This window comes from Flagellimonas myxillae (genome assembly GCF_023502235.1).
GTDB classification, from domain to species: domain Bacteria; phylum Bacteroidota; class Bacteroidia; order Flavobacteriales; family Flavobacteriaceae; genus Flagellimonas; species Flagellimonas myxillae.
Window position 1 is genome coordinate 1,666,773 of sequence record NZ_JAMFLY010000001.1, and the last position, 14,076, is coordinate 1,680,848.

The 14,076-nt window shown below is 40.2% G+C and carries 5 protein-coding genes; 3 read left to right on the forward strand and 2 right to left on the reverse strand.

Annotated elements, in window-relative coordinates:
• Nucleotides 1-377 precede the first annotated feature (377 nt).
• Entirely contained in the window at nt 378-1,079 is a 702-nt protein-coding gene (locus M3P07_RS07505) for a fibronectin type III domain-containing protein (RefSeq protein WP_249969279.1), read from the reverse strand.
• Nucleotides 1,080-1,081: 2 nt separating this feature from the next.
• Nucleotides 1,082-4,228 carry a T9SS type A sorting domain-containing protein gene (locus tag M3P07_RS07510; RefSeq protein WP_249969280.1) on the reverse strand — a complete coding sequence of 1,049 codons (3,147 nt, stop codon included), beginning with the start codon at nt 4,226-4,228 and terminating at the stop codon, nt 1,082-1,084.
• An 899-nt stretch (nt 4,229-5,127) separates the two neighbouring features.
• Here M3P07_RS07510 and M3P07_RS07515 point away from each other — a divergent pair.
• The 3 genes from M3P07_RS07515 (at nt 5,128) to M3P07_RS07525 (ending at nt 14,074) form a co-directional block, all read left to right on the forward strand.
• Nucleotides 5,128-9,129, forward strand: a complete 4,002-nt coding sequence (locus M3P07_RS07515) for a hybrid sensor histidine kinase/response regulator transcription factor (RefSeq protein WP_249969281.1) — start codon at nt 5,128-5,130, stop codon at nt 9,127-9,129.
• A 268-nt stretch (nt 9,130-9,397) separates the two neighbouring features.
• Complete coding sequence (locus M3P07_RS07520) at nt 9,398-12,559, forward strand: SusC/RagA family TonB-linked outer membrane protein (protein ID WP_249969282.1); 3,162 nt, start codon at nt 9,398-9,400, stop codon at nt 12,557-12,559.
• Nucleotides 12,560-12,574: 15 nt separating this feature from the next.
• On the forward strand, nt 12,575-14,074 hold the full coding sequence (locus M3P07_RS07525; RefSeq protein WP_249969283.1) for a RagB/SusD family nutrient uptake outer membrane protein: 1,500 nt from the start codon (nt 12,575-12,577) through the stop codon (nt 14,072-14,074).
• Nucleotides 14,075-14,076 lie beyond the last annotated feature (2 nt).

A 14,076-nucleotide genomic window follows, 5' to 3' on the forward strand; every position in this document is an offset into this window, starting at 1 on the left:
AAGGTTTCAGCGCACTTTGACTATAAGGTACAAAAAATGCAGTAACTATTTGCTTTTTAACAATTTAAAGGGTGGGCTTTGCATTCCTTTAATCCTCCTCACTTCGAGTTATGATAGCATTAAAAAACTAGTAATACCAGGATGTCAAAAATGTAATCGCAGAAAAGAGAGTTCGGATTACAAATGAATAAAAATGGGTAAGTATTATCGCCGTATCAAAAAACAACAAAATTCTTATCACTAAAAACGTCATACAGCCCAAATCCATAATTTGAACTTTTGAAGCTCCTTAAGCAAAACAGTTCGGAATTTGAATGCAGCTTAGAGCAAATTACATCTGCAATGCTTGGTCACGGCCAATTGATGGTAAAGAAAATCTAATTCACCTTAAACTCAAAGGTGTCGGATTCGGAAATGTTTCCTTGGGAATCGAAAGTTCTCACATACCAATAATACGTTTGCCCAGCACTGATTTCTGCTCCCAAATTGCTTTCGGTCAACACGCCTAAACTGGTTGTTGGGGGATTATTTGAACCATAAAAGATTTCAAACTCCACAATATCCCCGTCGATATCATTTCCTTCCCATGTTAAGTTGACCGTGCCAGTTTCAAGGTCAATGCTTTCCCCCATTTCGGGGTTCACCGCTTCCGCTGGAAAAGGGGCATGGCTCACTTCTCCATTGCCTGCATTATAAAACTTCCATGTAGCACTTTGGGCAACGACTTCACTGCTGTTCGATTCTGATGTTACGTACCATTTGTATGGCGTTGACCTATCAAGGGTAATTTCAGCTTCGTTGGTATGCACATCCTTAATAGTTTCCGACGTGGTTTCAAGATTTGTTATGTGAACCGTATAGGAATCGGTATTTGTCGAGGCTTCCCATTGAAAGGTAATCGTGCTTTGTTGGTCATTGATAACGGTTCCCTCCTTACACTCCGAATTGTTCTCGGGAAAAATTAAAGTGGCTGGTAAGGGGTCCTCCGCTTTGTCTTGTGCAACAGGTTCTATGGAACCCCCACAGGAAAACATGGCAAGGGCACTTATTAAAAGAAAAACGCGACTCAAATCCCCCATAATTACTTTTTAATTATTTTTCTGGAATACGACTTTATCCCATTTTTAATATGCAATGAGTAAACACCAGAGGGCAATCCATCCATATTTATTTTGACGATTGAATTTGCAGCTTCATGCTCTTTTTGCCTTACCAACTTTCCGTCATTAGTAAACAAGGCTGTTTGAATCTTTCCATCTGGAATTCCACTTAAATTAATGGTAATATCTCCTTTTGTAATGGGGTTGGGAAATACCACCATTTCATTTGATATTGAAATTAAATCCTCATAAACTCCCTGACATTCTTTACCTGTTTTTACAATTAGAGCATTTTCCGGTTGTGTTAAAGGGAGGGTAATTGCATTGTCACCTGTCTGGTAGGTTGTGCCATTCAATTGGATATTATAATACTTACCCCCATTTAAATTAAGGGTTACCGTCTTTCCTGTAAGATTCACCTGGGCGAATACCGATAAGGGTTCAGGCTCTGAAATATTCAGCATAAAACACTTGCTATATGCAGGCTCCTCCTCCACGGTTATACATACTTCGTAAACACCAGCCGACAATCCGTCAAAGTCCACAGCCGTTGTGAAAGCAAGAGTTTGATTAATAGCACCTCCAGTCAATACTGCCGTGTAATTATAAGCTTCCAATGCTTCTATTTTGATACTCCCATTATTACTATCCCTACAAGATTCACCAACTGTCTGAATGGTAAAATTATTGGGTGGCAGACTGAAGATCTCACATCCGTCAACATTTACTGTTGCGCCGAGAACTGTATCAGGGCATAGGTCATTTTCATTCAATACCCCATCTCCGTCAATATCTTCATCGCAAGAATCCCCTATTCCGTCGTTGTCAAAATCTGTATCGGTTGGTTCCTCAATCAGAATTTGCGTTTCAATTTGAATACAATCGGTTTGGTCTTTTAAGAATACTATATACAGGCCTGCCGTAAGTCCGGAAAATGTTTTTTCTTCAACATAGGTCACCCCATCTAGACTATATCTATGGGGAGTTTGTCCACCTATGCCGGTAATGGTCAAGCTTCCATCATTCAGCCCCATACAGGATACGTTGGTTGTCGCTATTTCAACTAACTCCAAAGCTGGCGGTAGGTTTACCTCGACCGAGGCATTGGTTTCACACCCATTGGAGTCGACCACCCTAACATCATAGCTACCCGAAGGTAGCCCTGAAAATAAGTTCGCGTTGGTAAGTTCATTCCCATTTATCCCATATTGATATGGGGCCACACCTCCTGAAGCTGTGACTTCGATAATTCCGTAATTTGATCCCCAACAACCAATTTCGGAAACTGTTGTTATAATGGAAATTTCATCTGGTTCTGAAATTGCGATGATATTGCTTTCATTCGTATCCCCTACATCGTCAATGACCCTTACCGAATAGTTTCCGGGAGGTAGGTTTTCAAATAGGTTGTCCGTTACACTGACAAGGGTATTACCGTTTTCGTCAAGCAAATGGTATGTGAAGGGCGGATCACCTCCGGTTATATCTACTCTAATGGAAGCGTCATCGGCTCCATTACACGTACTACTATTTACAACGACATCCAATGAAATTGGGCTTACATAAGGATTTGAGCCATTTTCAAATTCTTCTCCGTTCAAAACCCCATCACCATCGCAGTCAGCAGCTGCCCAAATGGGGTTATTGGCATTATAGCCGGTATAATTCTCCGGTTGAATGGGCAGACAAGGATCTAAAGGATTCTCAATATCCGCTAGATCGTCCACCCCATCCCCATCAGTATCTGCATCCACCGGATTCATGCCATTATTATATTCTGCTATATTGGCCAAGCCATCCAAATCGCAGTCCATAACCATCCAATCATCATCGGGGATTGCTTTCTGATTGTTCCATAGAAAATCACAAGTATCAGTTTTGTCAGTTCCATCGGCATCTTCGACACTATCGACCACCCCATCACCATCTGTGTCTATCATAAATGAATACGCTGCCCCGCTATGCAATGAAGGTACATTGTCGTCTACATCCGGATGATCTTCATCAGGACTGTCTTCGCCCGGAGCGCCTCCTATAATGGCATTGGCCGTAATAACCACGGAAGACCCAAATTGGTCGCCAAGACCACCGTTATCCGCAAACAAAATTTCCTTTTCTTCCCAAACGTTTCCTTCTTTTGAAAAAATATGTACCGATCCCGAATACAGACCCAGAAAATTGGATAATGACGCCCCAACCACCAATAGATCGCCTTCCAAATCTAAAGAAAGACCAAAATTCTCTACGTATTGGGTGTTACTGGGCTTTATAACAACTGGTGCAGTCCAATCATCGCCGACTTTCTCCACAATTGAAACCTCCGTATTTACGCCATAAGCAATGGTATTGTTGGAAATTGAAACTACCCTTCCGTCCAAATCTCTGGTTATGCTAGAATAAAGATCGAGTTTTGTCTCAATCCAATTCCCATTTTCCAATTGGTATACATACGGATTTCCCCGGCTTCCAACCACCAGGGTATTACCTTCCATATCTAGAGAGGAACCAAAGCCCAACGATTCTACCCCGTCAGAAGCAGTTAATTTTTCGCTCTCGGTCCAGACACCATTGTCACGGGTATATATGTAAACTGACCCGGAATTATTTCCCGTATCATCATCCAGCTGTGCGCCAACCGCGATAATATCATCAACAATGGTCACAGACCTTCCGAAAAAATCAGCTAATGTATTATCAGCTGGAATAAGCTTGGTGTTCAATACCCACGAGTCACCCTGCTTATCAAACACAAAAGCAGACCCTGAGGAATTTCCATTTTCGTCGTCCCAATATGCTCCAACAACAATGGTCCCATTACTAATTGCAACATCGGACCCAAATTTTTCGTGCAAATCGTTGGTGCCAATTAACTTAGCTGTTTTTACCCATTCTGCTCCAATCCTCTCAAATACATAAACTGCGCCTTTGTCCCCTAGGCCATCCACAAAATGATCGGGTGCCCCAATGACCAAAATATTGTCTTCATAGGCCATGCTGCTCCCAAAACCTTCACCATCATCAATTAAAAAATTCAGCTTTATAAAATCTTCTTGGACATATTTTAAATCCTGGCCGTTTAAAAATACAATCGAAAGAAATAAAGCAACTAGTAGGGGCTGTTTATTCATTGGTTTGGATTGGGTTGAGTAAGAAAAGTTTTGGTTTTCTGTAAATAACTACGTGGCTACAATTTAAGGTAAAGCTATCACTTATCACTCGAAACTGAGCTGTTCTCCTATGAACTATCCTATGTTTTCGATAAAGTTGCCAATAAATTTGTTTTAAAGAAAGATTTACGATTGACTCTTAACACTATTAGCGATAAAAACGTTGGATCATTAGCATAGAATCCCCATTTCAGTAGGATTATCCTCTGTTAAACTTTGCGCTTCATTATGCCTATTGAACTTCAAAGGCGGAAATAAGTCCGAAATATTTTTTGATATTCTTACAGATTAATTGAATCGTTCGTTGATTTGGCATGAATCAATAAAAATGAATCCTTCCCCCTTATTAAATCAATTGATATCCCATCAAGTCATCTGTTTTTTTACAGGTTTGTTTTAAAAATTCACCGATCAGAGAATCCTAATATTACATTGGAATTGCTGGTCGGTATCGCAAGGTCGAATGAAATTATAACATGGCAATAACAAAAACGCAAAATAAACTTGGAGCATATTGCGTAATATGTTCTGATTTCAAAAGCTTTAACTTTATTACAGACATCCCAACGAAGAGAATGCAAAACCTGAAAAGCAAATATGTGTCTCAATATGATGGGGAAAGTCTCTATACAGAAATTGAATGCGAAGTTGTAGTGAATGATTTTAGACCGCAAACATAGGATGAAAGGCGAATTCAATAATGTTACATGGGGTTTGATAGACATCTATGCTTTCAAAGGCACAAAATCAATACTAAGGTAAATGTTTTGTAATAGTTGGTTTGGAAATGTTCATTTTGAGAGGAATTCATATGACTTACAGATACTTAGCTTTGAGATTTAATTGTATTATGACCAGACATGATTAGATCAGTATACTTATCGGGAATAGTATTTTGGGTTTCTGTACTATGCAGTTTTGGGCAGTCACAACCAGTCTTTGATAAGATTGACCGGACCAATGGATTGTCGAATAATAGAATCAATTCAATTGTAAAGGAATCTGAAGGGTTTGTTTGGATAGGTACAAACAATGGCCTTAACCGTTATGATGGCCTTGATATAAAAATATACAACCAACAGAATAGTAATCTGGCCTCAAATGATATTACGGACATCTTAATTGACTCTACCAAAAAAATGTGGATTGCAACAAGTGATGGCGGCCTGCATCTTTATGATAACATTAGTGATGATTTTGATGTCTTTCGAAGTGACCCAAATGATAAAACCTCCATTCCCTCTAACAAGATCAATGTACTTTATGAGGATTCCAAAGGTAATATTTGGATCGGTACAGAAAATGGATTTTGTCTTTTCGATAAAGAATCCAAAAAGTTCATTTCGTGGCTGAACAGCTTCTCAAGTGGAGTTACTTGTTTTTTAGAAACTGAACGAGGACTGCTTATAGGGACATTTGGCGATGGGCTTAAATTTTATAATCAAGAAAATCAGATTTTAGAGGATATTCTATGGGACAATGCAAATTTGAATTTTATACACACCATTGCAAAGTTCGATAATAATGAATTTTTGGTTGGCACAAGTGGTTCCGGCTTATTATTGTTAGATATTGAGGGAAAACGTGTCTCGGATTTTTTAGGGGATCAATTGAGCAATGAAAAAAGTGTCAAAATAATTCGAACAATCAGAAGGGATAAGGATGGAGATTTTTGGATTGGAACGGATGGCGATGGTCTAATGCGCATCAACAACCCCAATGGCGACAATCCCACGGTCGCAAGGTATGTTCACAATTCCCAAGTAGCATCTTCATTGTCTGGTAATGCCATTTTTGACATATTCATTGATGTTCAAACCAACATTTGGGTTGGTACCGCTTGGAATGGTATAAACTACTTGAGCAGAACCAATAACTTCAACATTATTCTAAGCGATATTGAGGGGGAGAGTACTTCTCCCGTGCTATCAATCTACAAAACATCTGATAAGTTACTAATGGGGCTTGATGGTAAGGGGTTGACCATACATGAAAGCCCATCCGGCACTACGCACTTACTTAAAGAAAATGATTTGGGTGCAAGCTACGTGCAGCATATTATGGAGGCTACAGACGGCACTTTATGGCTTGGGACTTTTACAAGGGGCTTGATAAATATTGATTCCAATGGAAGAATATTGAAAAGTTTTAATAATGAAAATGAGCATAGTGCATTAAAATATAATGACATCAGATATATCGTTGAAGACCATAGGAAAAACTTTTGGATTGCCTCTTGGGAAGGTGGATTGAGTTATCTGGATACTGAAACCAATGAATTTGCGCACTATACCAAACAAAGTGAAAAGATAAATTCTTTAAGCAGTAATAATATTGTTTCGTTAGCAAAGGACGGCCGGCATTTATGGATTGCAACCTTTGGGGGCGGCATCAATTTACTGGATACCAAAACAAAAAAATTCCGGCACTTTAGGTACGAAGAAAACAATGAAAACTCAATAAGCTCGGACAACACTTTCTCGCTTCTCAAGGATTCTAGGGGGTTTTTATGGATTGGAACGGCCGGGAATGGGGTCAACCGGTATGATCCCAAGGAAGACTGTATGGAAAGGTTTGATCATGACGAGGTAATTAGATATGCCTCAGTGGTGTCCATTGTTGAAGATAATCATGGTAAAATCTGGTTTGGTACCAAGGATGGTGTATTCAATTTTGATTATGATAAGTACAAATTCAGCAGCTTTCCAAGTTTACATGATGAATTCCATATAAATTCTTCTTTTGTGGATAGCACCGGGACGCTATATTTTGGTGGGCTACAAGGGGTCACATCATTCAACCCCGACGAAATTTCGAATACCTCTGCGTCACCGGAAATCGTCATAACCGATTTCAAATTATTCAATAAATCCCTTCCGATTGAACCATCCGGGGTTCTTGACAAAAGTATATTGTTAACTGATAAATTATCATTAAAATACAATCAGGATGTGGTGACTTTTAACTTTTCGGCTTTGCAATTCCCATTTGCTTCAAGAATGGAATATGCGATAAAAATGGAGAATTTCGATCCTGAATGGCGAAATATTGGGGAAGAACGCAGTGCCACTTATACTAACCTGAGGAGCGGGGACTATATTTTTAGGGTCATAGGAAGGGAGAAAGGAATGGATTGGGGGGATAATGAGGCTTCAATTGAAGTGGAAGTGCTCAAACCACTTTGGTTCGAGTGGTGGGCATATTTCCTATATGCTATGCTATTGCTGTTCATCCTTTATTGGCTAAGGCGGTATACGGTTGCCTGGGAGCGAATGAAAGCCAATTTAAGATTGGAACAGATTACCAATGAAAAAAATGAGGAAGTCCACAATATAAAACAGCGTTTTTTCATGAATATCTCACATGAAATACGAACCCCTTTGACATTGATTATGGGGGCCCTAAACGGACTTGGAAAAGAAGCTCTTTCCTTAAAGGACCAGAAGCGCCTCAAAACCGTTAATAAGAATGCGTCCAGATTGATGAACTTGATGGAAGAGTTGCTCAACTTTAGAAAGCTAGAATCCGGGTCCATAAATCTGGAAGTTTCCGAAAATGATGTTGTCGGCTTTATAAGAGAGATTTATCTGGCGTTTGGCCAGCAGGCGATAGACAACGCTATAGATTTCCAGTTTGTTGCCACAAACGACACAATATGGCTATGGTTTGATAAAAGGCAGTTGGAAAAGACCGTAGTAAACCTTGTTTCCAATGCATTCAAATTCACCCCAGTAAATGGAAAAATCAAAATAGAAATCAGTACCCAAAAAAAACAAGTGCGTATTAGAGTTTCTGACACTGGCGACGGTATTCCTGAAGAAAAATTGTCAAAGATATTTAACAGGTTTTATCAAAATAGTGTTACTGAGAAATCAGGTTTCGGTATAGGACTGTCAATTGCCTATGAAATCATCAAACTTCATAGTGGGGAGATAAAGGTTGATAGCATTGAGGGAAAGGGTAGCGAATTCACGATTTTACTTCCAACTGGGAGAAACCATTTTCCCAAGGAATCTATTGTGTTGCCCTCATCCCAACAACCTATATACTCATTGGAAGACCCGGAGGATATTGATGAATTGTTGGAGATGATGGATTCGGATCCAGTTGAAACTGTCCTGATTGTTGAAGATCATGAAGAATTGAGAGGGTACGTCCGCGGGGTTTTGGAAGCCCACTATAAGGTAATCGAAGCTTCCAATGGAGAAAATGGACTGAAAGTTGCTCTGAAGCAGATTCCCGATTTGATAATCAGTGATATTATGATGCCCGGAATGGATGGGATGAAATTTTGTAGATCATTGAAATCAAGTGTTGTGACAAGTCATATTCCCATTATTTTGCTCACAGCACTTAGCTCCATGGATGATAAACTAAGGGGCTATGAGATTGGTGCCGATGATTATGTTACAAAACCATTCAGTGAAGAACTGCTCTTGGCCAAAGTAAAAAGCCTTCTTCATAATAGGGAACTGATACGAAGGAAGTTCAACACGGATGGCTTGCTCCTGCCAAGAGACCTTGCATTGAACAGTACAGACCAAGGATTTTTGGAAAAACTCACAGAATTGATTGAAACGCATCTGGATGCCCCGGATTTTGGGGCAAATCAACTTTCTAGGGAAATGGGCATGAGCCATTCTGTTCTGTATAAAAAAATTAAGGCCCTCTCCGGCATGAATATGGTTGAATTTATCCGGGATTATAAATTGAGGATTGCGAAAAAACTTTTAGAAAACCAATCCAATTCCGTTACCGAAGTCTGTTACAAAGTAGGCTATTCAGACAGGAAATACTTCAGTAAACTTTTCAAGCAACGATTTGGCGTACCACCCTCCAGTTTTTTAAGAAAAACAGAATAACCTTCGCATTTCTCTTACATGAATTATTGTTGGCTCGCCATCAATAGGATCGTGTTATTCCAATAGATAAGGTTAGTATGGAGAAAATGAAATTGTACCCCCTATTAAACTGAATCTTTCCCCTCCTTAAATCTCATTTAGGGATTAATTGCAGCATAAGTTTTGAGTTAGTTAATTTTTGGAAAGGGAGCATTTCCTGACATAAATGTTCCCTTCTATTAACTACCCTGGGACTAAGCTCACTATTTACAAAAACTAACTGAACATTATGAAAAAAAACAAACTTAAAATTAATGGCTCAAATAGGCTGGAACCAAGGTTCTTGCCAATTTTATTTGCTGTTGGGCTAGCAATGCTTTTTGGACAATCAGCCATTGCCAACACCAAAAAGAATGCCCCTTTAGGGGAGCAAAAGTTACAGCAGGAGATTAATGGAGTGGTACTTGATGAAACTGGCAACCCTCTCCCCGGGGCTAGCGTTGTGGAAAAAGGAACTGCTAACGGAACACAAACGGATTTTGACGGAAACTTTTCTTTGAGGGTCGCCAATGATAATGCAACCTTAGTGATTTCATATATCGGATTTGAAACCAAAGAAGTATTATGGAATGGTCAGTCGAATGTTGCCATAACTCTTCAAGAAAGTACTTCACAACTGGATGAGGTAGTCATAATAGGGTACGGATCCACAACGCTAAAAGAATCTACCGGTGCAGTAGCCAATATTAAAGTTGAAGATATAAGACAAGCAGCAAATACCTCGGTAGATCAAATGCTACAAGGTAGAGTTGCGGGCTTGAATTTAGGCTTAAGCACGGCTCAACCAGGTGCTAGGGTAAGCGCCAACATTAGGGCGGATATCTCACCTAGAGGTAGCGGTGAACCCCTTTATGTGGTAGATGGTGTTCCCATTATTAACAGTTCTCCGGAACCAAGTCTAAATTCTTCTGATTTAGGTTTTTTTGGAGGTGTGGACCGAAGTCCTTTGTCAACAATAAATCCTGCGGATATTGAGTCTGTGGATGTGATAAAAGATGCAAGTACCACAGCAATATATGGTTCTGCAGCTGCTAATGGTGTAATTTTTATTACGACCAAGAAAGGGAGGGTAGGCAAGGCAACTGTTGACTACCGGGTGTCCACAACAGTCCAAACGCCGAAGGACTACTTAGAATTTCTTGATGCTGAAAACTTCATGCAGCAACATAATCGTCTTGCTTTTGACAGATACTTGTTTGATAACAAATTTGCTCCCTATGGCGCACAAAACGCTCCAGCTAATGGCTTTACTCCCTTTTTTACCCAGGGAGATATAGCAAATGCCGGTAGGGGAGTTGATTATGTAGGCGCATTGATCAAATCTGGGTTCATACAAGAACATAACCTTTCCATTAACGGTGGAACCGAGAATACACGGATTTATACCTCGTTTAATTATTACGATAATGAGGCAATTTTAAAGGGTTCGGACTTTCAAAGGTTCACCGCAAGATTCAATCTTACCCAAAAACTTGGAGAAAGATTTAATCTTAACTTAAAAACCAATCTTAGCCAGATTAACAGCAACAATGCTTCTACCGGAGCAAATTCAGGAGGTAGTGAAAAGTTTAACATGCTTCAATCGGCATACGCATTTGCTCCCACCATTCCCATTTTTGAAGAGGATGGCAGTTTTTCTAGAACATACAACACACTGATAGTTAACCCACTTGCCTTTCTTACCATTGATGATGAGTTACGCACGAATAGATTTTCAATTACACCAAAGTTGGATGTTCAACTGTTCAATGAGCTTACTTTGTCCTTGTTAGGAAGTATGGACAGGACCACATCCACTAGGAAATTCTTTATTCCTTCAATAGCAGAACATTCTCTTCTCCCAACTGGTATGGCACAGTTGGCCACAAACAGAAATGATGCATATACAGGGGAGGCGTATTTCACCTACACCAAATCGTTTGAAAATAGTACCATTTCTGCAGTATTGGGAGCAGGAGTTTATAAAACTTTGGGTGACGGTTTTAGTTTACAGGCAGTTGGATTTTTTACCGATGCACTGGGCTTTGATAACGTAGGGGTTGCAGATGAGCTCCTAAGGAACACCCAAGATTCATTTAGATTTGAAACCAATAGGCTTTCCCAATTTGCCAGAATCAATTATACAATCAATGGAAAGTATGTACTAAACGGAGTAGTTAGACGAGATGGGGCCAGCAATTTTGCGACCAACAACAAATGGGGCGTATTTCCCGGTATCTCTGCCGCATGGAGAATCAGTGAGGAACCATTTCTAAACAACTCCAAAGTATCAAATCTCAAACTTCGGGTAGGTTATGGAGAAGTTGGCAACGTTGTTTTAGCGGATAACGCATTACAACTATATGCGGTAAATGGAGAGTTTACCTTTGGAAATACGGTTCAACCCGGTGTAGTACTATCCCAGGTTGAGAATCCAGACTTTAGATGGGAAACAAATACCAGTATCGATATGGGTCTGGATTTTGGATTTTTCAACGACAGAATTAGCGGTAGCCTTGAAGTATATGAAAAGAAGGCAAAAGATCTAATCGACTTCGATCCATTACCTTCAAATAACGCTGTGGGACGTGTGGTAACCAATATTGGTTCCACTCGAGCACGGGGAATTGATATAGCCCTTAGAACCACCAACATATTGTCTGAAAATTTTGAATGGGGCACCAATTTTACCTTTACCTCTAGCAGGTCTGAATGGTTGGAACGCAATCCAAACGTTCCACTTCCCAGCTATATAGGACCAAATGATGATTTAAATGCTTTCTACGGATGGGAGACTGATGGATTAATACGATCGCTTGAAGAAGTGCCGAACCACATGGCAGGTGCTTTCCCGGGCAATGTCAGGTTCATTGACCAAAACAATGATGGATTATTGGATGAAAACGATGTTGTCAACTTAGGGACTTGGGGTCCCAGGGTCAATTTTGGTATTGGTACAAACCTTAGAATCAAGAACTTTACATTTAGTGCATTTGCCTATGGCAATGCAGGTGCCCCTAGAGGTTTTGGCTTTTTCCCAAATAGCTTCAGGCTGTCAAACTCTTCACCTTCAAATACGTTGACCAGCGCAAGGGATGTTTGGTCTTTTGACAATCCGGATGGAATTCTTCCGGGAATTGCTTCTAACCCATTCAGTGGTAACAATCCAACAGGGATAACCGACTTTTTATTAAAGAAATCGTGGTTTCTAAGGATCAAAAACATAAATCTTGGATATGACCTTCCCATTTCTGGGAATTCGGGGGTGCCCATCCAAAAAATGAGAATCTTTCTAGACTTTCAGAACGTGGCATTATTTTCAAATTTCGATGGATTCGACCCTGAACTTGATACTACCAACCCCTTTCCCCAGGCTCTTTCTTCCACCTTGGGGGTTGATATACAATTTTAACTCAAAAAAAATATTATGAAAAGCATATTAAAGAACACTCGATTTTTCGCACTCTTCCTGTTCCTGGTTCTAGCAATAACAGGTTGCGAGGATGAACTGGACTCTAAGGTATTTAGTGATTTAACACCTGAAAACTTCTTTCAAACGGATAAAGATTTCAATGCAGCCTTAGTTGCACTATACAGCTCATTTTCCATTGACTGGGGGGGTGAGGATCCAGGTATTGGTATTTGGTATACCTACCTGTTTAACGCAAATAACAGAACCTATCTTTTAAGAAGCGAACTTACTACCGACGAATTGTGGAATGACTGGGACGCCAACATTTTAAACTTTACTTGGGGACCTGCCACCTACTCCGGAACAGGAGCTTCTACCTATTCAAGGATTCGGTATGTGGCTAGAGCAACAGATGTAATTGATAAAATTGAAAATTCTTCAGTTGATGATGTGGTTAAAAATAGGTACTTGGGAGAAGCAAAGACCCTTCGGGCTTGGCTTATGTACATCATGTACGACTTCTTCGGACCTGTTAATGTCAAGGTGGACCCCTCTACATTGAGTGATACATCAATTACCCCAAGATTGTCCGTTGAAGAATACACTCGAATTATTGAACAAGATTTATTGGATGCAATTGCCACCGATGAATTACCGGAAAAATACAACGGGACAGCAGATTGGGGTAGGGTTTCCAAAGGTGTGGCCAGGATGTTACTGCTTAAGTTATACATGCATCAAAAGGAATGGGCAAAAGCCGAAGATATAGGCAAGGCCATTATAAGTTCTGGTTCTTACGGACTTCTTGCAAACTATGATGATGTTTTCATCCAAACCGGCAATGACGAACTTATCTATGCCATTGCAAGTAATGAGGCGGTCCCAAATTGGTATATGCAGCATTTGTTTCCAGGCAATTACGCCAAAGGATTTGCTGGAACCAAACTGATTGAACGAGGCGGTGGATGGTATGGATATTCCATGCCTTGGGAGTTTTATGACAAATTTGAGATTGGAGATTTAAGGACTAACACAATTATAACGGAGTTTGAGAGCGGAGGAGGAGCGCTCGTTGACCGGGACAATGGATTACGCGGGGCTATTCCATTAAAGTATACGAGTATAGAAGGACAAGGTAGTGGGCCAAGCTATTCAATTGATTGGGTAATATTTAGATATGCTGAGGTGTTACTGTCAGTAGCAGAGGCCATTAATGAACAGCGGGGGCCAGCTGATGCCTATCAATATGTGAATCAAGTACGAGAAAGGGCAGGCGTGACACCATGGAGCGGTTTAACCCAAGAAGAATTTAGAGATGCAATATTGGATGAAAGAGGACGCGAACTTTTTTGTGAAGGACATAGAAGACAAGATTTGGTACGCCACGGAAAATTTATTGAAAAGGCAATAGAACGTGGAGCCACGAGCGCAAGTTCTAAACACCTTCTTTTTCCCATACCTGCAGACGTTATTCTTGAGGGCGGAGGAACAATAGAACAAAATCCTGGATATTAATT

Coding starts and splice junctions, on each gene's coding strand:
- M3P07_RS07505 (WP_249969279.1), bottom strand. CDS start 1,079: ATGGGGGATTTGAGTCGCGTTTTTCTTTTAATAAGTGCCCTTGCCATG.
- M3P07_RS07510 (WP_249969280.1), bottom strand. CDS start 4,228: ATGAATAAACAGCCCCTACTAGTTGCTTTATTTCTTTCGATTGTATTT.
- M3P07_RS07515 (WP_249969281.1), top strand. CDS start 5,128: ATGATTAGATCAGTATACTTATCGGGAATAGTATTTTGGGTTTCTGTA.
- M3P07_RS07520 (WP_249969282.1), top strand. CDS start 9,398: ATGAAAAAAAACAAACTTAAAATTAATGGCTCAAATAGGCTGGAACCA.
- M3P07_RS07525 (WP_249969283.1), top strand. CDS start 12,575: ATGAAAAGCATATTAAAGAACACTCGATTTTTCGCACTCTTCCTGTTC.